The 22,336-nt window shown below is 71.6% G+C and carries 25 protein-coding genes; 10 read left to right on the top strand and 15 right to left on the bottom strand.

Annotation, left to right across the window (positions count from 1 at the left end; all coding sequences use genetic code 11):
* Nucleotides 1–210: 210 nt before the first annotated feature.
* Complete coding sequence (locus FF041_RS31330) at nucleotides 211–1,056, top strand: alpha/beta fold hydrolase (protein ID WP_153525898.1); 846 nt, start codon at nucleotides 211–213, stop codon at nucleotides 1,054–1,056.
* Nucleotides 1,057–1,116: 60 nt separating this feature from the next.
* Here FF041_RS31330 and FF041_RS31325 read toward each other — a convergent pair whose 3' ends face one another.
* Nucleotides 1,117–2,040, bottom strand: coding sequence for an NYN domain-containing protein (locus FF041_RS31325; RefSeq protein ID WP_153525897.1), 924 nt, complete (start codon nucleotides 2,038–2,040; stop codon nucleotides 1,117–1,119).
* Between the two features lie 151 nt (nucleotides 2,041–2,191).
* Between FF041_RS31325 and FF041_RS38285 the strand changes: the two genes are divergently transcribed.
* Nucleotides 2,192–2,344, top strand: coding sequence for a hypothetical protein (locus FF041_RS38285; RefSeq protein ID WP_194292250.1), 153 nt, complete (start codon nucleotides 2,192–2,194; stop codon nucleotides 2,342–2,344).
* Between the two features lie 97 nt (nucleotides 2,345–2,441).
* Here FF041_RS38285 and FF041_RS31320 read toward each other — a convergent pair whose 3' ends face one another.
* The 4 genes from FF041_RS31320 to FF041_RS31305 all read right to left on the bottom strand — a co-directional run bounded on the left by FF041_RS31320 (nucleotide 2,442) and on the right by FF041_RS31305 (nucleotide 5,716).
* Entirely contained in the window at nucleotides 2,442–3,047 is a 606-nt protein-coding gene (locus tag FF041_RS31320; protein ID WP_323393238.1) for a MarC family protein, read from the bottom strand.
* Nucleotides 3,048–3,256: 209 nt separating this feature from the next.
* On the bottom strand, nucleotides 3,257–4,120 hold the full coding sequence (locus tag FF041_RS31315) for a PHP domain-containing protein (RefSeq protein ID WP_323393236.1): 864 nt from the start codon (nucleotides 4,118–4,120) through the stop codon (nucleotides 3,257–3,259).
* A gap of 223 nt (nucleotides 4,121–4,343) precedes the next feature.
* Nucleotides 4,344–4,982: a DUF6758 family protein gene (locus tag FF041_RS31310; protein WP_153481986.1), complete on the bottom strand. Its 639-nt coding sequence runs from the start codon at nucleotides 4,980–4,982 to the stop codon at nucleotides 4,344–4,346.
* 143 nt (nucleotides 4,983–5,125) lie between these two features.
* On the bottom strand, nucleotides 5,126–5,716 hold the full coding sequence (locus tag FF041_RS31305) for a suppressor of fused domain protein (RefSeq protein ID WP_153525896.1): 591 nt from the start codon (nucleotides 5,714–5,716) through the stop codon (nucleotides 5,126–5,128).
* Between the two features lie 494 nt (nucleotides 5,717–6,210).
* Between FF041_RS31305 and FF041_RS31300 the strand changes: the two genes are divergently transcribed.
* Nucleotides 6,211–7,326 (top strand): magnesium and cobalt transport protein CorA, encoded by a 1,116-nt coding sequence (locus FF041_RS31300; RefSeq protein WP_153525895.1) that lies wholly within the window; start codon nucleotides 6,211–6,213, stop codon nucleotides 7,324–7,326.
* Here FF041_RS31300 and FF041_RS40640 read toward each other — a convergent pair.
* A complete protein-coding gene (locus FF041_RS40640; protein WP_194292249.1) occupies nucleotides 7,286–7,528 on the bottom strand; it encodes a pentapeptide repeat-containing protein in 243 nt (80 codons plus the stop codon). The two genes, FF041_RS31300 and FF041_RS40640, sit on opposite strands and share 41 nt — an antisense overlap.
* On the opposite strand from FF041_RS40640, the gene FF041_RS31290 reads away from it, so the two are divergent.
* Nucleotides 7,493–7,966, top strand: coding sequence for a hypothetical protein (locus tag FF041_RS31290; protein ID WP_350802340.1), 474 nt, complete (start codon nucleotides 7,493–7,495; stop codon nucleotides 7,964–7,966). The genes FF041_RS40640 and FF041_RS31290 overlap by 36 nt on opposite strands.
* Before the next feature lie 316 nt (nucleotides 7,967–8,282).
* Here the strand turns inward: FF041_RS31290 and FF041_RS31285 are convergent, their stop codons facing one another.
* The gene (locus tag FF041_RS31285) at nucleotides 8,283–9,068 is read right to left on the bottom strand and encodes a hypothetical protein (RefSeq protein WP_323393233.1); all 786 of its coding nucleotides are present in this window, start codon (nucleotides 9,066–9,068) and stop codon (nucleotides 8,283–8,285) included.
* 217 nt (nucleotides 9,069–9,285) lie between these two features.
* On the opposite strand from FF041_RS31285, the gene FF041_RS31280 reads away from it, so the two are divergent.
* From FF041_RS31280 to FF041_RS31270, 3 genes are all read left to right on the top strand, one after another.
* Nucleotides 9,286–10,548, top strand: a complete 1,263-nt coding sequence (locus FF041_RS31280; protein WP_153526040.1) for a magnesium transporter MgtE N-terminal domain-containing protein — start codon at nucleotides 9,286–9,288, stop codon at nucleotides 10,546–10,548.
* A gap of 110 nt (nucleotides 10,549–10,658) precedes the next feature.
* A complete protein-coding gene (locus FF041_RS31275) occupies nucleotides 10,659–11,243 on the top strand; it encodes a DUF1003 domain-containing protein (protein ID WP_153526039.1) in 585 nt (194 codons plus the stop codon).
* Between the two features lie 42 nt (nucleotides 11,244–11,285).
* Nucleotides 11,286–12,419, top strand: a complete 1,134-nt coding sequence (locus FF041_RS31270; protein WP_153525892.1) for an Mrp/NBP35 family ATP-binding protein — start codon at nucleotides 11,286–11,288, stop codon at nucleotides 12,417–12,419.
* A gap of 139 nt (nucleotides 12,420–12,558) precedes the next feature.
* Here the strand turns inward: FF041_RS31270 and FF041_RS31265 are convergent, their stop codons facing one another.
* The 5 genes from FF041_RS31265 to sigE form a co-directional block, all read right to left on the bottom strand.
* Entirely contained in the window at nucleotides 12,559–13,239 is a 681-nt protein-coding gene (locus FF041_RS31265) for a hypothetical protein (protein ID WP_194292247.1), read from the bottom strand.
* Nucleotides 13,240–13,504: 265 nt separating this feature from the next.
* Nucleotides 13,505–13,966 carry a sec-independent translocase gene (locus FF041_RS31260; RefSeq protein WP_323371289.1) on the bottom strand — a complete coding sequence of 154 codons (462 nt, stop codon included), beginning with the start codon at nucleotides 13,964–13,966 and terminating at the stop codon, nucleotides 13,505–13,507.
* Nucleotides 13,967–14,184: 218 nt separating this feature from the next.
* Complete coding sequence (locus FF041_RS31255; protein WP_153525891.1) at nucleotides 14,185–15,888, bottom strand: trypsin-like peptidase domain-containing protein; 1,704 nt, start codon at nucleotides 15,886–15,888, stop codon at nucleotides 14,185–14,187.
* Nucleotides 15,889–15,992: 104 nt separating this feature from the next.
* The gene (locus FF041_RS31250) at nucleotides 15,993–16,994 is read right to left on the bottom strand and encodes an anti-sigma factor family protein (protein ID WP_323393231.1); all 1,002 of its coding nucleotides are present in this window, start codon (nucleotides 16,992–16,994) and stop codon (nucleotides 15,993–15,995) included.
* Nucleotides 16,991–17,755 (bottom strand): RNA polymerase sigma factor SigE, encoded by a 765-nt coding sequence (sigE, locus tag FF041_RS31245; protein WP_194292260.1) that lies wholly within the window; start codon nucleotides 17,753–17,755, stop codon nucleotides 16,991–16,993. The genes FF041_RS31250 and sigE overlap by 4 nt, the downstream gene beginning before the upstream one ends.
* A 107-nt stretch (nucleotides 17,756–17,862) precedes the next feature.
* Here sigE and FF041_RS31240 point away from each other — a divergent pair, with 107 nt between their 5' ends.
* On the top strand, nucleotides 17,863–18,564 hold the full coding sequence (locus FF041_RS31240; protein ID WP_153482027.1) for an O-methyltransferase: 702 nt from the start codon (nucleotides 17,863–17,865) through the stop codon (nucleotides 18,562–18,564).
* A 261-nt stretch (nucleotides 18,565–18,825) separates the two neighbouring features.
* Here the strand turns inward: FF041_RS31240 and FF041_RS31235 are convergent, their stop codons facing one another.
* Entirely contained in the window at nucleotides 18,826–18,993 is a 168-nt protein-coding gene (locus FF041_RS31235; RefSeq protein ID WP_009997451.1) for a DUF3117 domain-containing protein, read from the bottom strand.
* Nucleotides 18,994–19,315: 322 nt separating this feature from the next.
* Between FF041_RS31235 and chcB the strand changes: the two genes are divergently transcribed.
* A complete protein-coding gene (chcB, locus tag FF041_RS31230) occupies nucleotides 19,316–20,116 on the top strand; it encodes a 2-cyclohexenylcarbonyl CoA isomerase (protein ID WP_153525890.1) in 801 nt (266 codons plus the stop codon).
* Between the two features lie 159 nt (nucleotides 20,117–20,275).
* On the opposite strand, the gene FF041_RS31225 is transcribed toward chcB, so the two are convergent.
* Both FF041_RS31225 and FF041_RS31220 read right to left on the bottom strand, forming a co-directional pair.
* The gene (locus FF041_RS31225) at nucleotides 20,276–20,893 is read right to left on the bottom strand and encodes a DNA-3-methyladenine glycosylase I (protein WP_323393230.1); all 618 of its coding nucleotides are present in this window, start codon (nucleotides 20,891–20,893) and stop codon (nucleotides 20,276–20,278) included.
* Nucleotides 20,890–21,243, bottom strand: coding sequence for a DivIVA domain-containing protein (locus FF041_RS31220; protein ID WP_323393228.1), 354 nt, complete (start codon nucleotides 21,241–21,243; stop codon nucleotides 20,890–20,892). Before FF041_RS31220 ends, FF041_RS31225 begins: the two co-directional genes overlap by 4 nt.
* Before the next feature lie 119 nt (nucleotides 21,244–21,362).
* On the opposite strand from FF041_RS31220, the gene folP reads away from it, so the two are divergent.
* Nucleotides 21,363–22,223 carry a dihydropteroate synthase gene (gene folP / locus FF041_RS31215; RefSeq protein WP_153525889.1) on the top strand — a complete coding sequence of 287 codons (861 nt, stop codon included), beginning with the start codon at nucleotides 21,363–21,365 and terminating at the stop codon, nucleotides 22,221–22,223.
* Nucleotides 22,224–22,336: the final 113 nt, after the last annotated feature.

Below are 22,336 nucleotides of genomic sequence, written 5' to 3'. Positions count from 1 at the left end.
AGGCCGCCGAGGCCGAGGTCAAGCCCCGCCGCACCCGCGCCCGCAAGGCCGCGGAGCCGGAGGTCTGATCCGCTCAGTCGACGGCCCGGCCCCTTTCAGTCATGAGGGGCCGGGCCGTTCGGCGTTCCCGGGAGCGCTCGACGAGCCCGTGCCGTACTCACCGGATCCCGGATGCCCCGTCCCCGGCGGGACGGCGGTAGCCTCAAGGGCATGAGCCGGCCGCCGACGTTTCTGCCGCCGCCCTGTACGCGGGCGGACGTACTCCGGACCTCGCGGGGGGATTTCGCCGTACTCGACGCCCGGCCCGAACACGGCCCGGCCAAGGGCACTGCCCTCCTCCTCCCCGGCTACACCGGGAGCAAGGAGGACTTCATCGCCCTGCTCGAACCTCTCGCCCACGCCGGATACCGCGTCGTCTCGGTCGACGGGCGCGGCCAGTACCAGACCCCCGGCCCCCCGGACCCGGACGCCTACGCCCAGCGCGAGCTGGCCCTCGATGTGCTCGCCCAGGCCGAGGCCCTCGACAGCGGCCCGCTGCATCTGCTGGGGCACTCCCTCGGCGGGCAGATCTCCCGGGCCGCGGTGCTCCTCGACCCCGCGCCCTTCCGGACCTTCACCGTCATGTCCTCCGGACCCGCCGCGATCGCCCCCGGCCAGGGGCAGAAGGTGCAGCTGCTGAGCGAGGTGCTCGGCACGATGGAAATGGCCGAGGTCTGGGACGCGATGAGGGCCTTCGAACCGCCGGAGGAGGCCGAAACGGACGGCGAGGACCTCCGGCGTCGCTGGCTGCTCCACAACCCCGTACAGCTGATCACCACCGGCCGGCAGCTGACCGTCGAGCCGGACCGCGTCGATGAGCTCGCCGCCGTACAGCCGCTGCCCAAGCATGTGATCAGCGGTGAGCGCGACGACACCTGGCCCGTACCGCTCTTCGACGACATGGCGCGGCGGCTCGGCGCGCTCAGGACCGTCGTCGCCGGGGCGGGGCACTCCCCCAACACCGACCGCCCCGGAGAGACGGCGGCGGCGATCGCCGGCTTCTGGAGCCGGCACTGACACACGGGAGCTCAGCGCCGAGCCCGGAAGCCACGGAACCTCGGCGCTGAGCCCGAAAGGTCAGTACTGCGCCTGGAGGTGCTGCCAGAACCCGTCCCTGAGCGCCCTCCGCAGCACCGCGTGGCCCCTCAGCGAGCGCTGGAGCACCCGCTCCGCCTCGATCAGCAGATCCTGGTCCACCGGCCCCGGGAGATACGGATGCCCCGGCAGCAGCTCCGCCAGCGCATCCCGCCCCCGTTCCCCCAGCCAGGTCGCCGCGATCTGCGCCCCGACGAACCGCACCTCGTCCCGCGAGGGCGGCGGCGCACCCTCGTTCTCGTAGACCGTCACGGCCCGACGGGTGATGTACGGGCGGCAGAAGTCCAGATCGAAGGTCCGCTGGCTGTCCACCTCCCAGAGCAGCGGCTCGGCCTGGTTGCCGCCGTCCACCGCCTCGATGCCCCAGAGATGGACCCGGGCCCCGTACCCCTGTGCCGCCTCCACCGCCGAGACCAGATCCTCGTCACCGCCCACCAGCGCCGCGTCGCTGATGGCGCGGTGCCGGGCGAGCGACTCCAGATCCGTGCGGATGAGGGAGTCGACGCCCTTCTGCTGATTGTTGGCGTTGAGATTGCCGAGCCGCACCTTCACATCCGGCAGCTCGGCTATGGACTGCTGCTCGGGCGTGTGGATACGCCGCCGCGCGCCGTCGTACCAGTACACCCGGAGCAGCCGGCTGTCCGCGAAGATCGTCCGGGCCTTGTCGATGAACGCCTCGATCAAACCTTCGGCGTCGAGGTCGAAGGAGCGCCGGTCCTCCGTCCCGGTGACCAGGAGTCCGGCCGCGGCGTAGACATACCCGGCGTCCACGAAGATGGCGTGGGTCGAGGGGGTTTTGGCGACCTCGGCGAGCATGCGCTGGAGCAGCTCATTGGTGCGCTCGACCCGGGCGCCGAGCTCGCTGATGGCCGCCTTGGTCGCTGTGTCGATCTCTGCGTCGTTCATACGGAGCCCATTCTCCGGCCGACGGCGGATACTCGCCAGTAGTTAGAGAAGGAAAGATTTTCCTTAGTGTAGGGAATGTTTGCAGACGCCCCACTGTTGGACATGACATACACCAGTTCTCCTACAGGAGGATCAGACGAAGGGAGAAGCCATGCGCTTCGAGATCATGCGACTCGACGACGTCGACGGCACCGCCGTGGACAGCACCGTCGTGGACGCCGCCTCCGTCACGCGGATCGTGCAGCAGGCCGCAGCAACCGGCCAGCGCGTCTATATCCGCCCGGTCGACTCCTCGGCCTTGTAGTGCGCCCGGCGCACCTGCGACCTGACACGCCCCCGTACGGAAGGTTCCGTACGGGGGCGCTGTCGTCCCGGCCCGCGTCCGCGCCCGCGCCCGCGGCTCAGGCGCTCTGCACGACCTGGGTGACACCGTTGATGATCTGCTGCACGGCGATCGCGGAGAGCATCATTCCGGCCAATCTGGTCACCAGGACCACACCGCCGTCCTTGATCAGTCTGATGATGCCCAGCGAGTAGCGCATGGCCAGCCAGAGCACCGCGTGCATGGCCACGATCGCCGCCCAGACGGCGATCTGCTGGGAGGCGCCGTCGGCGTTCTGCACGGCGAGTATCACCGAGACGATCGCGCCGGGCCCGGCCAGCAGCGGCATGCCGAGCGGTACGAGCGCGACGTTGACGTCCTTGGTCTGCTTGGGCTCGTCCGTCTTGCCGGTCAGCAGATCCAGCGCGATCAACAGCAGCAGCAGACCGCCCGCGATCATCAGCGCGGGGACCGAGACATGCAGATAGTCCAGGATCTGCTGGCCGACCAGACCGAAGACGGTGATCACGCCGAAGGCGACGGCGACCGCCTGCCAGGCCATCCGGCGCTGCGCCTTGGCGGGTCTGCCGGAGGTCAGGGCGAGAAAGATCGGGGTGACCCCAGGGGGGTCCATGATGACGAAGAGCGTCAGGAACAGAGAGCCGAAAACGGCGGCGTCGAACACAGTGTGGCCTTGCGGAGAGATGAAAACAGATGAAAGCAGATGAAAGGTGCACGGAGCGGAGCGAGAGGCGCGGGTCGTCCGGAGCGGGCCGGCGCCCAGCGGAATCGGTCCGGCGTTACCTGGGAACCGCCGGGCCTCAGGAGCGAGCCCGCCAGACCTCAGGAGTCGCCAGGCCCTAGGAGCCGGAAGACTCCAGGAGACGGCAGACCCTAGGAGCGGCGTCCGCCCGCGCCCGGCACCGGGAAGGCCCCGGTCGCGCGCCGCGTGATCTCGCCGTAGATCTCCGGGTCGGTGGTGTACTCGCCGAGCCGCACTTCTTTGCGGCTGCCGTGGTAGTCGCTGGACCCGGTGGTGAGCAGCCCGAGGTCGCCGGCGAGGGCGCGCAGCCGCTCGCGGGTGAGGGCGTCGTGCTCGGCGTGGTCGACCTCGATGCCGTCGAGCCCGGCCCCGGCCAGCTCGGCGAAGGCCGACTCGGGCAGCGTACGGCCGCGTTTGGCGGCGGCGGGGTGGGCGAGGACGGCTACGCCGCCGGCCGCTTTGACCAGGCGGACCGCGGTGAAGGGGTCGAGTTCGTGCTTGGCGACATGGGCCCGGCCGCCGTCGGCGATCCACTGCGGGGTGAAGGCGTCCGACACCGTCGGTACGACGCCGAGCTCCACCAGCGCGGTCGCGATATGCGGGCGGCCGACCGAGCCGTCGCCTGCGATACGGGCGACCCGGTCCCACTCGACGGGGACGCCCAGCTCACGGAGCTTGCCGACCATCGCGCGGGCGCGCGGCACCCGGTCGTCGCGCACCAGCTCGCGTTCGCGCAGCAGCTCGGGCTCGTCCGGGTCGAAGAGATACGCCAGCAGATGCAGGCTGACGCCGTCGAGGGCGCAGGAGAGCTCGGCGCCGGTGACCAGGGTCAGTCCCTCGGGGAGCGCGGCGATCGCCTCGGCATGGCCCCGGGTGGTGTCGTGGTCGGTGAGGGCGACGATGTCCAGCCCCGCGGCGGCGGCTCCGCGCACCAGCTCGGCGGGGGTGTCCGTACCGTCCGACGCCGTGGAGTGGGTGTGCAGATCGATGCGCACGACGCTGACTCCAGGGGCGGATACGGGCAGGGGACGATCCAGTGTATCGGGCACCGGAACCCGCCCGTCCAGCCTCGAAGGGGACGCGGCTCGGCGCGGAGGGGGCGGCCTGAGGCAAGGGAGCGTCCTGGCCCAAGGGGACGGCTCCGAGCACCGGGCGGCGAGCCGCCCCGGGGCTCGGGGCGAACGGTCCCCGGGGCCCCCGGGCCCCGGAGACGGTCGCTCAGGACAGCAGCCGGGGGGAGAGCGCTCCGCAGGGCACCAGCTCCACCTCCGCGCCCGCGTCCCGCAGATCGGTCAGCACCAGCTCGTCGTACATCAGCAGCCCGGACTGCTCCGGCCAGACGATCGCCCACAGCCATAGCCCACGGGCCTCGCCCGCGAAGACGGCCCGGTCGGGGGGCGTCTCACGGACATGCCACAGAGGAGTGGGGCGGCCCGCCGCCAGCACCTTGGCCTGCGGCGGTCCGGCGACGTCGATATGGGCCCCGGGGTCCGGTCCGTCGATGCCCGCGTACCGCGCGCCGAGACCTACGCCCAGCTCCTCCGCGACCAGCAGCAGTTCGCCGATCCCGCCGAGCGGCCCCGGGCCGGAGCAGGCCACGGCGGTGGCCCGGCCGCCGCTGCGGTCGTCCCCCGCGTACGCGACCCCGGTGAAGAGCCAGCCGACCGGCAGCGGCCAGGGCATCCACACCGGGACCCGGGCGCGGTGCACCACGACATCGAGGGCTTCGACACTGGGCGGGATCACCGGCTGGAGCGGATGCACGGTGCCGTGCACATCACACTGCCAGGAGTCGGCAAAGAGACCGGGCGCCCTGACCCGGCCACCGCACTTCGGGCAACTGGGTTCGCCCCTCATAGCGCCCAACGGTCCTACCCGTCCGTCGCCGCGTCAAGGACGATCACCCTTCCGGCGTGTGCGGATCTGCCCGGGTGACCGCCGACTGGCCCGGCGGCGGGCTCGGCGGCGGCCCTGGCGGCAGGCTCGGCGGCGGGCGGGATTCAGTCCAGCGCGACGGACCCGCGCAGCGGATCGCGCAGATCCGTTCCCCGGGCCAGCCACCGTTCCCGGAGCTCCCGCGCGCCGTGTACCCGCTTCCACGCGGCCTCGTTCGGCGTCATCGGGAGCAGCGGCAGAAAGCGGACCGGGTCCATCGGGGCGGCCAGCTCCAGATCCGCGACCAGACCGCCGGGCTCGGCGACCAGCACCGAGGTGAACGGCGCGGCGGGCCAGAGCGGATCACCGGTGTCCAGCGAGGCGCCGGGGGCCACGACGACCCCCTCGACCTGAGGGGAGGCGGCCAGCACGGCGAGCGGGCGGAGCACCTTGTCGGTGTCGGCGGACCCGGCCCGCACCGTCAGGATCAGCTCGGCGCGCGGGCCCTTGACGGGGTCGGCCACCGCCGCCGTGGGGTCGGTCATCGGATGGGCGGACATGCCGAGCGTGGCGTACCGCACGAGGCCCCCGTCCCGGTCGGTGAATCTGAGCACCTCGATGCGGTCCGTGCCGAGAAAGGTCACCGCGGCCCGGGCGTCGGGCTCGCCGAGCGCCGTACACAGCCTGGCCTCGACCAGAGCGAGAACTTCTGCCATCCGGCGAGCATAGAACGCGTATGAAAGGGGAGAACCCAGGGTTTGACCCTCAGTCGGCTGATAGTCTTGGCCGCTGACCGGGGTGGTGTGCGCTAGGCACACGGAGGCGGCTCGCGGAAGCGGCGCTCTCCGACCCGGTGTCACGACTGTCCCTTACGGGGGACCGGCCGGAGGAGGTGGGGTCTGCGGTGGATCGAAGTCGACCGTGCAGTACCAACCGCTCTTCCGTACGGCATCACCTCCCGGTGGTCTAAAGCCCCTCAGTTCGGGCCCACGGCATATCCGTACAACGGCACTCCGTATCGCCGGCATCCCGTTAGACGGCACCCGTTCATCGGAATTTCGCACGACGGAAGAGCACTTCGTTTTGCCTGTCTGTAGCGAACGCCGTCACCGCGATTCCGCGGTGCCGCCCGCTTTGCGGACGTAAGTTCACGTCCCCATTCCGGGCTGTGCCACCCCTCGCCGACGGCCTCTCCGTGAAGGAGCCAGCCATGTCGATGATCCGTGACCTGCGTGCAGCGGTCCGCCCCTCCCTGCGCAAGAGCAGCGCCCCCTACAGCTCGTACGACACCACCCGTGACCCATCCGTCTCCAGCGCCGTCGTCGACTGCGCCGTCTACCGCGACGGCCGCCGGCTGGAGAACGGCTCCTGCCAGTCGCCGCGTGAGGCGATGCTGCGGGTGCGCGAGGGCGGCGGCTTCGCCTGGATAGGGCTGCATGAGCCGACCGAGGAGGAGTTCGCGGGCATCGCGGCCGAGTTCGGGCTGCACCCGCTGGCCGTGGAGGACGCCGTCCACGCCCATCAGCGGCCCAAGCTGGAGCGGTACGACGACACCCTCTTCACCGTCTTCAAGACGATCCACTATGTCGAGCACGCCGAACTCACCGCGACCAGTGAGGTCGTGGAGACGGGTGAGGTCATGTGCTTCACCGGGCGGGACTTCGTGATCACGGTCCGGCACGGCGGCAAGGGCTCGCTGCGGGCGCTGCGGCACGGACTCCAGAAGGACACCGAGCTGCTGGCGAAGGGCCCCTCCGCGGTGCTGCACGCGATCGCCGACCATGTGGTCGACGGCTATATCGGGGTCGCGGCGGCCGTCCAGGACGATATCGACGAGGTCGAGATCGACGTCTTCTCCGCGCCCTCCAAAGGCAGGCAGCGCGGCAGCGACGCAGGGCGGATCTACCAGCTCAAGCGGGAGGTGCTGGAGTTCAAGCGGGCGGTGTCCCCGCTGCTGCGGCCGATGCAGCTGCTGAGCGAGCGGCCGATGCGGCTGATCGACCCCGACATCCAGAAGTACTTCCGCGACGTCGCCGACCATCTCGCCCGGGTGCAGGAGGAGGTCATCGGCTTCGACGAGCTGCTGAACTCGATCCTCCAGGCGAATCTGGCACAGGCGACGGTGGCGCAGAACGAGGACATGCGCAAGATCACATCGTGGGCGGCGATCATCGCGGTGCCGACGGCGGTGTGCGGGGTGTACGGCATGAACTTCGACTACATGCCGGAGCTGCGGTGGGAGTACGGCTATCCGATGGTGCTGACCTCCATCGCCGCGATCTGTTTCACCATTCACCGCACGCTGAAGCGCAACGGCTGGCTGTAGATAGGCTGCGTGCATGACTGACGACGCCCCGCGCCCCGCGGAGGACAGCTCCGTGGAGAACAGCTCCGCGGAGGACAGCCCTGCGGAGGACAGCCCTGCGGAGGACACCGCACTCCTCGGCCAGGCTCTCATCGAGGAGGCCACGAAGAAGTCCGGCCTCATCTGGGTGCGTGGCGCGGGGGCCGAGCGGGCGCTGTGGCATGTGTGGCACGACGGCGCGGCGTATGTCGTCGGCGACGGCGCGGGCGAGCAGCCGCTGCCGGGCCTCGCGGACGGCGCCACGGCCGAGGTCACGGTCCGCAGCAAGGACAAGGGCGGCCGGCTGGTCGCCTGGACGGCGTCGGTGAGCGAGCTGGAGCCGCGCTCGGAGGGCTGGGAGTCGGCCGTGGCGGAGCTGAAGGGCAAACGGCTGAACGCGGTGGAGGCGGAGCGGGTGCCGGAGCGCTGGGCGGCGGAGTGCCGGGTGCTCCGGCTGACGCCCGCGCCCGGGGCCTCGACGGCGGACCATCCGACGGGCTCTCTGGCGGCGTGCCCGCTGCCCACTCCGGCCACCACCCGCCATCCGATTCCGGCGGCGCTGCCCCGGCTCCTGCTGAAGAGGTCCCGGTCCAAGAAGAAGTCCGGTCCCGAGCGGGGCTGAGCGCGGGGGCCCGGGGCGGCCTCGGGTTCTGGTCGCGAGGCCCTGGTGGCAGGTCCGGCACGGGGTCCCGGTCGCTGGTCGGGCTCGGGGTCTCGGTCACTGGCCGGGCTCGGGGTCTCGGCCGCTGGCCGGGCTCGGGGTCCCGGTCGCTGGCCGGGCTCGGGGTCTCGGCCGCTGATCCGGAAACCCGCCCCGGTCGCCGGTCCGGCTCGGGATCCTGGCCGCCGATCCGGCACGGCGCTCGGTCGCCGGTCCGGCACGGGACCCCGGTCGCCGGTCCCGAAACCCGCCCCCGTCGCCGGTCCCGCCCGGGACCCTAGTCGCTGGTCTTGGGGAGCTGCCCGCCGTAGTCCACGATCTCGCCCTCCGCGGGCGGGGTCAGCTCGAAGTCCGCGTCCCACTCGCCGAGCGTCAGCACGCCCTTCCCCCCGGCCCGGGCGAATTGGAGCGGATACGGTTCGCCCTCCAGCGAGACGTCCAGCACCCCGCCCGCGCCCTCCGCCGCCTGCACCTTGATCGTCCGTACGCCCCCCACCTTGGTGCGCTCCCCCGTGCTCAGCGGGCCCTCCATCCCCAGCAGCCCGTCGAGCAGCACATCCATCTCGGTGAAGCCGCGGAACTCCTGGTACGCCGGGTCGCCCTGAGGGACCTTCACATACTTGTCGCCGAGCTTTCCGGCCGCCTCCGCGTCCGCCTGGGTGGGCGCGGCCGGCTCCCCGCCGTCCTTGCCGTCGTCCTGGTGCTTCCAGAAGTCCGCGTCGGCCTTGAGATAGAGGTCGTCGCCGACCCGCAGCAGCGCGAAGGTGTTCTCCTTCGAGGTCACCGAGCCGGTGCCGCCGTCGTCCTTGAGCCGCATGTTCAGCTTGTAGGGTCCGCCCTTGCTGACCAGCGTGCCGGAGAGCCGTACCGACGTGGCCTCGTCCGCCGCCGCGCGCGCCTTCTTCTCGATCTCGTCGGCGGAGAGCTTTCCGACGCCGTTGGTCCCCTTGTCCGGATCCGGCTTCTCCTCGGTGCAGGCCGTGGCGGTCAGCGCGAGCCCCGCGCACAGCACCGCCGAGAGCACGGCCCTGCGGGCCCGGGAAACCGGGGGGAGGAGAGTCACCGGCGCACTGCCTCTCATCTGCGTGTCATGGGTGGCAGATCGCAGCGTACCGGTGCCGGAGAAGGCCCTACGCAGGTAGTCGTATGGACGCCGTACGGACCCCGGCTGACAGCGGTACGTAACGTCACGAGCTAGCCTTAAACCCTTGAACAAGGGTGACAGGGGCATTTCCCAGCGGGCCGATGACTCCGCCGGGACCGGAGCGGAGGTGCGGATCATGGTCGCGAGCGCCCCCCGGGTCTTTGTCTCCCATCTCGCCGGAGTGCCCGTCTTCGACCCCAACGGCGATCAGGTCGGCCGGGTCCGCGATCTCGTGGCGATGCTGCGCGTGGGCCGCCGCCCGCCCCGGCTGCTCGGCCTGGTGGTGGAGGTGCTCAGCCGCCGCCGGATCTTTCTGCCGATGACCAGGATCACCGGCATCGAGTCCGGCCAGGTCATCACCACGGGTGTGCTGAACGTACGCCGTTTCGAACAGCGCCCCACCGAGCGGCTGGTCCTCGGCGAGCTGCTCGACCGGCGGGTACGGCTGGTGGACAGCGGCGAGGAGGCCACCGTGCTCGATGTGTCGATCCAGCGGCTGCCCGCCCGCCGCGACTGGGAGATCGACAAGGTGTTCGTCCGCAGAGGGCGCGGCGGGGCCCTGCGCCGCCGGGGCGAGACGCTGACCGTGGAGTGGTCGGCGGTCACCGGGTTCTCGCTGGACGAGGCCGCCCAGGGCGCGGAGAGCCTCGTCGCCACCTTCGAGCGGATGCGCCCGGCCGATCTCGCCAACGCGCTGCACCATCTCTCCCCCAAACGGCGTGCCGAGGTCGCCGCCGCGCTCGACGACGACCGACTCGCCGATGTGCTGGAGGAGCTGCCGGAGGACGACCAGGTGGAGATCCTCGGCAAGCTCCAGGAGGAGCGGGCGGCCGATGTCCTGGAGGCCATGGACCCGGACGACGCGGCCGATCTCCTCTCCGAGCTCCCCGAGGACGACCAGGAGCGGCTGCTCGCCCTGATGCGCCCGGACGACGCCGCCGATGTGCGCCGGCTGCTGTCGTACGAGGAGCGCACCGCGGGCGGTCTGATGACCACCGAGCCGATCGTGCTGCGCCCGGACGCCACGGTCGCCGACGCGCTGGCGCGCGTACGCCAGCAGGATCTCTCCCCGGCGCTCGCGGCCCAGGTCTATGTGTGCCGGCCGCCGGACGAGACGCCGACCGGGAAGTACCTGGGCACGGTGCACTTCCAGCGGCTGCTGCGGGATCCGCCGTTCACCCTGGTGAGCTCATTGGTGGACAGCGATCTGCCGCCGCTCTCACCGGATACCCCGCTGCCCGCCGTGACCAGCTATCTCGCCACGTACAACATGGTCGCGGCACCGGTCGTGGACGAGAGCGGCTCACTGCTGGGCGCGGTGACCGTGGACGACGTGCTCGACCATCTGCTGCCCGAGGACTGGCGGGAAACAGAGTTCGAGGAGTCGGCGCATGGGTAGCGGACAGCGCACCGCCGGCCGGAGCACGGGCAGGGGCACGGGCACGGGCAGGGGCACGGGCACAGGCATGGGCGGCAGCGGACAGCGCACCGCCGGCGGGGGGCGTGGACATGGGTAGCGGCGGCGAGCACTCGGGGCCGGAGGCGAAGGACCGTACGCCCCCGGGGGCGGCGGCCCCGCGTCCGCGCGTACGGCTGGATCTGCCGCGCGCCCCGCGCCGGACGCTGCTGCCGGAGTACGACCCCGAGGCGTTCGGCCGGCTCTCCGAGCGGATCGCGCGCTTCCTGGGCACCGGCCGGTTCATCGTCTGGATGACGCTGATCATCATCCTGTGGGTGGTGTGGAACGTCAGTGCCCCGCTCAGTCTCCGCTTCGACCAGTACCCCTTCATCTTTCTGACCCTGATGCTCTCGCTCCAGGCCTCCTACGCGGCCCCGCTGATCCTGCTGGCGCAGAACCGGCAGGCCGACCGGGACCGGGTCACCCATGAGCAGGACCGCAAGCAGAACGAGCGGTCGATCGCGGACACCGAGTATCTGACCCGGGAGATCGCCGCGCTGCGGATGGGCCTCGGCGAGGTGGCCACCAGGGACTGGATCCGCTCCGAACTTCAGGACCTGGTCCGCGAGATGGAGGAGCAGCGGGCGCTATTCCCGCACGAGGGCGGTCCGGGGAGTGATGAAGCCGACCGCTGACGGGCTTTCCGGCGGCGGGAGGCAGCGCCGTACCATCGTCGTATGGCTACGGAAGACGCTGTGCTCGAAGCACTGGCGACGGTGAACGACCCGGAGATCAACCGCCCCATCACCGACCTCGGCATGGTCAAATCGGTTGAGATCGGGGCGGACGGCGTGGTCGCCGTCACGGTGTATCTCACCGTCTCCGGCTGTCCGATGCGCGAGACGATCACCAAGAACGTGACGGAAGCGGTCGCACGCGTCGACGGGGTCACCCGCGTCGAGGTCGCGCTCGATGTGATGGGCGACGAACAGCGGCGCGAGCTGGCGGCCTCGCTGCGCGGCACCAGCGCCGAACGGGAGGTTCCTTTCGCCCAGCCCGGCTCGCTGACCAGGGTGTACGCGGTGGCCTCCGGCAAGGGCGGGGTCGGTAAGTCCTCCGTCACCGTGAATCTGGCGGCGGCGATGGCGGCCGACGGGCTGAAGGTCGGCGTGGTGGACGCGGACATCTACGGCCACTCGGTGCCCCGGATGCTGGGCGCGGACGGCCGTCCCACCCAGGTAGAGAACATGATCATGCCGCCGTCCGCGCACGGGGTGAAGGTCATCTCGATCGGCATGTTCACCCCCGGCAACGCGCCGGTGGTGTGGCGCGGCCCGATGCTGCACCGCGCGCTCCAGCAGTTCCTCGCGGATGTGTACTGGGGCGATCTCGATGTGCTGCTGCTGGATCTGCCGCCCGGTACCGGCGATATCGCCATCTCGGTGGCGCAGCTGGTGCCGAACGCGGAGATCCTGGTGGTCACCACCCCGCAGCAGGCGGCGGCCGAGGTCGCCGAGCGGGCGGGCTCGATCGCGGTGCAGACGCATCAGAAGATCGTGGGCGTGGTCGAGAACATGTCCGGCCTGCCCTGTCCGCACTGCGACGAGATGGTCGATGTGTTCGGCAGCGGCGGCGGGCAGCGGGTCGCGGAGGGGCTGACCAGGACGACCGGCGCGAATGTGCCGGTGCTGGGCTCGATCCCGATCGACGTACGGCTGCGGGAGGGCGGCGACGAGGGCAAGCCGGTGGTCCTCAGCGATCCCGATTCGCCCGCGGGCTCCGCGCTGCGGGCGATCGCCGGGAAGCTGGGCGGCCGTCAGCGGGGGCTTTCGGGGATGAGCCTCGGGATCACGCCGAGGAACAAGTTCTAGCCGGATTTCCCCGGATGTACAGACCGAAGGGCGCCGTTCGACGAGCGGTGCCCTTCGGTCTGTGCGCGTTCATCTGTGCGCGTTCATCTGTACGCGTTCATCTGTACGCGTTCATCTGTACGCGTTCATCTGTACGCGTTCAGAGGTACTGGGAGAGGTCCTCCACCGCGGAGAAGCCGAGGCCGTAGGCGCTCATGCCCCGTCCGTACGCCCCGATGTGCACCCCGCCGCCGGGTGAGCCGGCCAGCACCCAGCCGAACTCGGACTCGCGGTAGTGGAAGACGGTCGCCTCCCCGTCCACCGGGAGCGAGAGCGTGGACCAGAGCTCTCCGTCCAGGTCGTCAGCCAGTTCGAAGGCGGTCTCCGTCTGCTGTTCGAGCCAGTCGTCCCGCAGTGAGTGGTCGAGCTGCGCGGGCCAGGTGTGGCCGAGCAGCCCCGAGCCGGCCAGCCAGGCGGCCGATGAGACCGAGGTGGCGTCCAGCACCCCCGTACCGTCGCCGCTGCGCCGGACCGGTACCGCGGCGACGGTGATGACGACCGCGAACCGTTCCTTCTCCAGCGCCCCGGCCTCGGAGCGTATCGACGGCTCATGGCCGTGGCCCATCGAGCCGTGCTGGACGACGCCGTCGGCGGCGGAGCTCACCCGCATCAGCCAGCGCGGGCCGGTGAAGGCCCCGTCCAGGCCGTACCAGGGGAATGAGGCGCGTGTGTACGCGTCGACCGTGCGGTGCGCCGACGGGCCCCGCTGTGTGCGCTGGGGGCCGGCGGCGGGTGAATCGCCGACCGTGCTCTGCGCAGCTGTTCGACTGGTCGTCTCCATCTACCCGGCCGTCTCCTCTGTGTCCGAGGCCCGGAGCGGACCCGCCCCCCTCGGGCGTCCTCGCGTCCTGACAGATGGAGAGGATAACCATCCTGGCTCGGCGCCCCGGGATTGACCGCTGTCGGCGGTTGCATACGCCCGGCTCGGACGGTATGGGTTGGCCCGGACGGCGGGGGGGAGCGGGCCGATCGGCTCAGACGGGATACGGACGCGGGCGGCTCAGGCCGCGCGCCTCGGCCGATTCAGGTCGCGGACCTCCGCCGGCTCAGGTCGCGTCGGAGTCGAACGGCGGGCGGTCGTCCGCGGCGGGCTTGGCGCGCTTGGCGAGCGGATCGGTCGTCCCGTTGACCGCCGCGGGGACGGTGCCGGAGGCGGTGCCTGAGGCAGTGCCGGAGATGCCCTTCCCGTTGACCGCGTCGGCGACCTCGTTCATCTCCTTGCGGAGGTCGAAGCTGTCGCCGAGCTCCTTGAGCTCCCTGAGCTCGTCGTGCTCATTGAGCTGCTTGCGGATGAACGTCTTGGGGTTCAGGTCCTCGAACTCGAAGTCCTTGAACTCGGGGCCGAGCTCGCTGCGGATGTCCTGCTTGGCGTTGTCGGAGAACTCCCGCACCTTGCGGATGAAGCGACTGACGTCCTGGATGAACTTCGGCAGCTTGTCCGGGCCGAAGACCAGCACGGCGAGCACCACCAGAGTCACCAGCTCCAGTGCGCCTATGTCATTGAACACCCTGTCGCTCCTCGTGTTCTCGGCAGCCCGCCGGTCGTATGGGTTCGGGGCCCGATCCACGGTACCCGGCGAATCTTCGGTGAGTCACGTGCCTGACAAGGCGAGGTGCGTCCGGCACCGAGCCGTCATCGGGGGTTCATGCCCCGTCCTCGCCTGTTCGCGACCGATGGATTCCGCTCAAGTCCATCCAAGTCCGTCCTTGTGATCAGTCCTTGTGATCAGTCCTTGCCGCTCGCGGCGCCGAGGGTGAGGGTGATCGTCCGCTCCTTGCCCGAACGCAGCAGGGTCAGCTCCAGCCGGTCGCCGGGCCGGTGGGCGCGGATCTTCACGATCAGCTCCTCGCCGCTGTGCACCCGGCGGCCGTCGACCTCGGTGATGACGTCGCCCGGTCTGATCCCGGCCTTGGCGCTGGGACCGTCCGGCGTGACCGAGGAGGTGCCGTCCTTGCCCTCGTCGCCGACGCGCGCGCCGTCGCCCTCGTACTTCATGTCGAGGCTGACGCCGATCACGGGGTGAGTGGCCCGGCCGTCGTTGATCAGCTCTTCGGCGACGCGCTTGCCCTGGTTGATCGGGATGGCGAAGCCGAGGCCGATGGAGCCGGACTGGCCGCCTTCGTCGCCCGAGCCGGTGTCGGCGGCGCGGATCGCGCTGTTGATGCCGATGACCCGGGCCTTGGCGTCCACCAGCGGGCCGCCGGAGTTCCCCGGGTTTATCGGGGCGTCGGTCTGGAGGGCGTCGACATAGCTGACATCGCTGCCGTCGCCCTTCTCGCCGCCCGCGGTGATGGGCCGCTCCTTGGCGCTGATGATGCCGGAGGTCACGGTGTTCTGGAGGTCGAAGGGCGCGCCGATGGCGACGACCGGGTCCCCGACGCGCACACTCTCGGAGTTCCCCAGCGGCAGCGGGGTGAGGCCCGACACTCCGCTGACCTTGACCACGGCGAGGTCGTAACCGCTGTCCTTGCCGACGAGCGTCGCCCTGGCGGTCTCGCCGCCGCTGAAGGTGACCGAGATCCCGCCGTTGGAGCCAGCCGGGTCGACGACATGGTTGTTGGTGAGGATATGGCCCCGCCGGTCGAGCACGAAGCCGGTGCCGGTGCCCTGTTCCCCGCCGCCGCTGACATGGAGGGTGACCACGCCCGGCAGGGCCCTGGCCGCGATTCCCGCGACGCTGTCGGGCGCCCGGCCGCCGCTGTCCCCGGGGGCCTGGTCCAGCTCGACACGGTCGATGCCGCCGTTCCGTTCGACGTACGAGCCGATGCCGCCGCCGACCCCGCCGGCGACCAGCGCCAGCAGCAGCGCGCCGACCAGCAGCGCCCCGCGTCTGCCCTTTGCGCGGGGAGGCTCTCCGGGGTGGGTGAGCGGCTCGGCGCCGCCGGGGGACCCCCACGGGTCATACCGCCCCCACTGGGCCGTCTGAGGGCCGGTGGGGGCTTCCTGGGGGCGTCCCTGCCCTTCCGGCTGCGGGTACGGAGGGAGGGCGGACGGCTGCTGACCCGGGTGCTGTGGCGGTATGGGCGGTACGGGCGGTACGGGTGCGGTCCCGGCGGGCGCGGGCCGCTGCACGGGCGGGGCGGGCGCCCAGGGTCCCGGCCCGCCGTACGGCGGGGTGTCGTCGGGGTCACCGAGGTCGCCGGGGTCGTGCAGCGGCGGCGGCACGGACGGCTCGGTCCGGACCGACCCGGGCTCGCCCGAGGGTCCCGGCACGGCGCCCCGCGACTCCATGGGCCCGGGCGGCGGCCCCGGAGGAGCGGCGGGCGGAGCGGGCGGAGCGGGCGGCTCCGGGACGGACTCCTGGTCCGGGGCCGCTCCCGGGGTGTGCTCCGCGGCGGTGGTCCGCTCGGGCTCCGGGTGCGGGGTGTGCTCCGCCCCGGGCCTGCTCCACCACTTCGCCTTCGCTCCGGTGGGCTTCCCGTGTTCCATGGTCTCCCCGCAAACTGCAGTCCGCCGCGGCGCCCCTCGGGCACCCCTCCGAAGATTCAACCAGGTTTGCGAATCACCGCGCAGGGGACCGGAGAGGGGCCTGGTCAGCGATGGGGCGTCAGTGAAGACGTGGGAAGCGCCGGCCGGAGCGCGGGGTGCTCCGGGGCCGCCGGATGGGTGGGGGACGGCGTCGCCGACGGGGTGACCCCAGGGGCCGAGGCCAGCTGGAAGGCCGTGTCCACCGGGCGTATCAGCGGCGGAGGGGCGAAGACGGAGCTGAGCAGCGAGACCGGTGGGGCGGCGGGCCGGTGGGGTGTGACCGAGGGGACGGAGGGCCGGCGCAGCGGGTCCCCCGGGGTCAGCAGACCGGGGACGGAATGGCCGATCACCCGCTCCTCGGACCTGGCCGGCGCCTGGGCCGCCTGACGGCGTCGCTCGAACTCCGCGCTCCGCGCAGCGGGGGTCGTCGAGGGAACCCCGGCACTGCCGCCCAGGGCTCCCGAGCTCGCAGCGGCCCCCAGGGGGGTGACGCTGTTGCCCGTGCCGCTCCGGCTCGATGGGCCCGAGGCGTCGAGCGGCAGCGCTCCGCCGAGGGCGATCGCGGCGAGGGAGACCGCGCTCGCGGCGGCGAAGGCGAATCTGCGGCCCCGCCAGGCGGAGCGCTCGGCGTCATGACGCCCGACCTCATGGATGCGGAAACCGCCGGAACGGGACGGCAGCACCGCCGTGCCCGCGTGGGCCCCGGGGACGTATCCGAACGTCGCCGGGCGGCGGTCGCCGGGTCTTCCCGCCGGGGCGCTCACCCCGCCGAAGACCGCGTCGATGACGCTTCCCCCGTCGAAGGGCCCGCCGCCGGAGTCGCCGCCCGGCCCCGCGGGCAGCCCCTGGAGCCGCGCGAGCAGCCCTTCGGAGGGCGAGGGAGGAGCGGCCTGGGCGAAGACGTCCTTCAGCCTGCGCTGGGCGTCGGCCTCGGCCTTGCACTTGGAGCAGGTCGCCAGATGGGCCAGGACCCGGTCCCGGGCGTCATGTTTCAGCTCGCCGTCGACGAGGGCGGCGAGCCGGTCCCCCAGATGCTGCTCGGCGGGGGTGGGGCTGGATGCGCTCACGCCGATCCGCCCTCCCCTGCCAGCCCCACCGCTCCCGCCAGCATGCGCTGCTCGGCGCGGGCCTCGGGGGAACGGTGCTTGAGGGCCTTGCGCAGATGGGACCGGCCGCGGTGGATCCGGCTGCGGACCGTGCCGAGCTTGACGCCCAGGGTCGCGGCGATCTCCTCGTAGGACAGCCCCTCGATGTCGCAGAGCACCACGGCGGCCCGGAACTCGGGCGCGAGGGTGTCCAGGGCCTGCTGCACATCCGCGTCGAAGTGGGTGTCGTTGAACACCTGCTGGGGGGACGGCTCACGGCTGGGCAGCCGCTCGGCCGCGTCGTCGCCGAGCGCGTCGAAACGGATGCGCTGCTTACGGCGGACCATGTCGAGGAAGAGATTGGTGGTGATCCGGTGCAGCCAGCCCTCGAAGGTGCCGGGCGTGTAGGTGGAGAGCGAGCGGAAGACCCGGACGAAGACTTCCTGCGTCAGATCCTCGGCGTCATGCTGATTGCCTGTGAGACGGTAGGCGAGGCGGTAGACCCGCCCGCTGTGCGTGCTGACGATCTCCTCCCAGGTGGGAGGGGTCCACGCCGGCGATTCCGCATCCGATGCGAAGGTCGCGGTTGCGGCGGAGTCGGTGGTGGGACGGTCAGCAATGTCGGTCACGGATTTCGGCTCACCCGGTGACCTGAGAAAGCGCCTGAGCACTCCCCTGCGATCCGCAGGTGCAGCCGCACCTCCCCTATCGGCTCTGGTGGTGTCCAGCGGAGCCCCTACCATAGCCACCTCGCCCGTTAGCTCCGGATAAGAATCTTTACGCGAATTTGGGTGCCGCTTCCAGCTCTGGTCCATTGCTCCCCCCTGCCCCGTTCAACGCCCGGTCCCATCTGCGGGTTCCCGGGGGCAGCGGATACAGTCAACGTCGCGTTCAACTACGGGGACAGGAGAGGCCCATTACCGCAAACCGGCAGACAAGCTGGGCGTTCGCCGACGCCTTTGTCGCCGAGGACGACGCGCTGCGCTGGGCCCGGGAGCGGGCCCGGGAGTCGGGGCTCCCCTCGGTGTCGCCGGGCACCGGCGCCGCGCTGCGGCTGCTGGCCGCCACCACCGACGCGAAAGCGGTGGCGGAGATCGGTACGGGGGCCGGCGTCTCCGGCATCTATCTGCTCCAGGGCATGCGGCCGGACGGGGTACTGACCACCGTGGACCCGGAGCCGGCGCGGCAGCAGTTCGCCAAACAGGCGTTCCGCGCGGCGGGTTTCGCGGGGAACCGGGCGCGTTTCATCCCCGGCCGCGCCCTCGACGTCCTTCCGAGGCTCGCGGACGGCGGGTACGACCTCGTCTTCTGCGACGGCGACCGGATGGAGTCGCTGGAGTGTCTCGCCGAATCGTTGCGGCTGCTGAGGCCGGGCGGGCTCGTCTGCTTCGAGGGCGTTTTCGCCCATGGCCGTACCGTCGACTCGGCCGCTCAGCCGGTCGAGGTGCTGCGGCTGCGGGAGCTGCTGCGCGCGGTGCGGGAGAGCCAGGAGCTGCTGCCGTCGCTGCTGCCGGTGGGCGACGGTCTGCTCTGCGCGGTCCGCCGCGGCTGACCGGCCGCCCCCGCCGCCGACGGACCGACCGATCTGACCGACCGATCTGACTTACTGATCTGACTGACCGACCGGCGCGAGCCGTCCCGTCTCCGACCGAGGCGAGCCGCCCGGTCCCCGAATCCCGGATGAACCGCGTCCGGCGGCGTGCCCGGACCCTGGATGAACCGCGTCCCGCGGGGTACCCGCCCGGACGGAGAGACAGGGCCGCCCCGGCACCTCAGAGGTGCCGGGGCGGGAGGACTGGTGCGCTCGCGCGCGTCAGCCGACGACCTTCTTGAGGGCATCGCCCAGCGCTTCGGCTTCGTCCGGTGTCAGCTCGACGACAAGCCGACCGCCGCCTTCGAGCGGAACGCGCATGACGATGCCCCGCCCCTCCTTGGTCACCTCGAGCGGGCCGTCGCCCGTCCGCGGCTTCATGGCCGCCATGCTCGTTCCCCTTCCTGAAACCAGCTCATCCTCAGCCGACGGCCCCTGGGTAGGCACGCGTCACCGGCATCGAACACATTGCTTCCAGGTCATTATCCCGCATCGCGGGACCCGATGACCAACATCGGTCGGCATCGCTTAGGCAACGCGCTCTCGCAAAACCACCCAATTCGGCGATCTGCCTGCGATACTTCGCCACCCTCCGTGTGCATGCCGGACCAGCCGACCCGCTCCGGTTTGACGCAGGTCACATGCCCACCCCCGGTGATCTCCGCCATGCTGGGCCTGGTAACACCACCGCCGAGGCGTAAGGGGAGCTGAGATGGCCGACTCCGTGCTGTACGAGGTGAGCGACGGACTCGCGACAATCACGATCAACCGGCCCGAGGCCATGAACGCGATGAACATCGAGGCCAAGAACGCGCTCCGGGACTCGGCGCGGACGGCCGCCGCCGACCCTGACGTACGCGCGGTTCTGCTCACCGCCACCGGGCGTGCCTTCTGTGTGGGCCAGGACCTCAAGGAGCACATCACGCTGCTCGCCGAGGACCGGAAGTCGGGCAGCGGCACCACCATGAGCACGGTGCGTGATCACTACAACCCGATCGTGCGGGCCCTGGCCGGAATGCCGAAACCCGTCGTCGCCGGGGTGAACGGGGTGGCCGCGGGCGCGGGCCTCGGCTTCGCGCTCGCCGCGGACTACCGGGTGGTCGCCGACACCGCCACCTTCACCACGTCGTTCGCCGGGGTGGCGCTGACGGCCGACTCCGGGGTGTCCTGGACGCTGCCCCGGCTGGTCGGCCCCAGCCGCGCCGCCGATCTGCTGCTCTTCCCCCGCCCCTTCTCGGCCCAGGAGGCGTACGACTGGGGCATCGCGAACAAGGTGGTCCCGGCCGCCGAACTGGCCGCCGAGGCGACCGCTGTGGCCCGCGCGCTGGCCGACGGGCCGACCCTGGCGTACGCGTCGATCAAGGAGTCGCTGGCCTATGGGGCCGGTCACACCCTGGACGAGACGCTGAAGACGGAGGAGGAGCTCCAGGGGCGAGCGGGCGCGTCCGAGGACCACTCCATCGCGGTCCGGGCCTTCATCGCCAAGGAGAAGCCCCGCTATCTGGGCCGCTGAGCCCGCCCGGCCGGGATCGCGGAGGTCCGCCGCCGCCGAACCGGGCACTCCGGGACCGCGGAAGTCCGCCGCCGCCGAACCGGGCACTCCGGAACCCCGGCGGTCCGCCGCCGATCCGGGCGATGCGGAATCACCGGGCTCCGCCCCCCGGCGAGCTCCCTAGGACCGCCGGGGTCCGGGGCTGACCGGTTCGGGGCGGCCCCGGGCCGCGCAGCCGTCGAGATGGTCGTCGACCAGGCCGCACGCCTGCATCAGCGCATACGCCGTCGTGGGGCCGATGAAACGCAGCCCCTTCTTCTTGAGGTCCTTCGCGAGCGCCGCCGACTCGTCCGTGACCGCGGGCACGTCGGCGATGGTCCGGGGCGCCGGGCGCCCCGCCGTGTCCGGTGCGTAGGACCAGATCAGGGTGTCCAGTTCGCCGGGCGACCACTCGGCGAGCAGCCGGGCGTTGGCCAGGGTCGCGTCGATCTTGGCGCGGTTGCGGATGATGCCCTCGTCGGCGAGGAGCCGCTCCCGGTCGTCGTCGGTGAACCCCGCGACCGATGCGATCCGGAAGCCGTCGAACGCCCGCCGGAAGCCCTCGCGCCGCCGCAGGATGGTGATCCAGGACAGCCCCGACTGGAATGCCTCCAGACAGAGCCGCTCGAAGAGGGCATCGTCCCCGTGGACCGGGCGGCCCCATTCCGTGTCGTGATAGGCGAGGTAGTCGTCCGTGGAGAGACCCCAGGGGCAGCGCGGCCTGCCGTCGGGCCCGGGAACCGGGCCGCCGTCGCTCACTGGTCCTGCTCCTCGCCCGGCTTGGCGAAGAGTCCGGGCCCGCTCACGGCGGTGGCCTGCGCTCCGGCGAGGGCGGACTCCAGCTCGGCGATACGGGCGTCCCGCTCGGCCAGCTCCGCCGCGAGGCGGTCCAGCGCGTCGTCCACATCCGCCATCCGGTAGCCCCGCAGGGTCACCGGCAGCCGCAGCGCCTCGATGTCGGAGCGGTTCACGGGCCGGGTCTGCGGCAGCGGGTCCACCGGCTGTTCGGGCGCGGTCTCGGGCAGGGCGGCGCTGTCTCCGCCGGCGACCACCGCGAGCGTCACGGCTCCGACGACCACCACCATCGTGATCAGCAAGAACAAGAACACGAACGACCCTCTCCCCGGCTTCCGGCGATCGGCCGGACGGAAACTGTTCCCGGCTGATCGTGCCACGCCGGTGTGACAGTTAGGGTCGCAGCCGGACGACCTGAGGAGGAAAACCGCTGATGCTGCGGCTGGGACAGCGTGAATTCGATGCGCATGAGCCGGTGATCATGGCCATCGTCAACCGTACGCCCGACTCCTTCTACGACCAGGGTGCGACGTTCCAGGACGAGCCCGCGCTCGCCCGGGTCGAGCAGGCGGTGTCGGAGGGGGCCGCCATCATCGATGTCGGCGGGGTGAAGGCCGGGCCCGGGGAGGAGGTCACGGCCGCGGAGGAGGCCCGGCGGACGGTCGGTTTCGTGGCCGAGGTGCGCAGACGCTTCCCCGATGTGGTGATCAGTGTGGACACCTGGCGTCATGAGGTGGGCGAGGCGGTCTGCGAGGCGGGCGCGGATCTGCTGAACGACGCGTGGGGCGGGGTGGACCCGAAGCTGGCCGAGGTCGCCGCGCGCTACGGCGCGGGGCTGGTGTGCACCCACGCCGGGGGCGCGGAGCCGCGGACCCGGCCGCACCGGGTCGTGTACGAGGACGTGGTGGCGGACATCCTGCGGGTGACGCTGGGTCTGGCCGAGCGGGCGGTGGAGCTGGGGGTGCGCCGGGACGGGATCATGATCGACCCCGGTCATGACTTCGGGAAGAACACCCGCCATTCGCTGGAGGCCACGCGCCGCCTCGGGGAGCTGGTGGAGACGGGGTGGCCGGTGCTGGTCTCGCTGTCGAACAAGGACTTCGTCGGGGAGACGCTGGACCGCCCCGTGAAGGAGCGGGTGATCGGGACGCTGGCGACGACCGCCGTCTCCGCCTGGCTGGGGGCGCAGGTGTACCGGGTGCACGAGGTGGCGGAGACCCGCCAGGTGCTGGACATGGTCGCCGCCATCGCGGGCCACCGCGAGCCCTCGGTGGCCCGCCGGGGCCTGGCGTAAGGCTGGGCGGCGAAAGCCCGGCGGTGAGGCGCGGAGCCCCGGAGCCCGGCCTCAGGCCGGGCCACCGGAGCCCGGCCTGAGGCGCGGACCGCCCGAGCCCGGCGTGAGGCGGA

The organism is Streptomyces jumonjinensis (assembly GCF_009600885.1).
Classification (GTDB): Bacteria; Actinomycetota; Actinomycetes; order Streptomycetales; family Streptomycetaceae; genus Streptomyces; species Streptomyces jumonjinensis.
The sequence above is the reverse complement of the archived record's forward strand: the minus strand, read 5'-3'. Positions and strand labels throughout refer to the sequence as shown.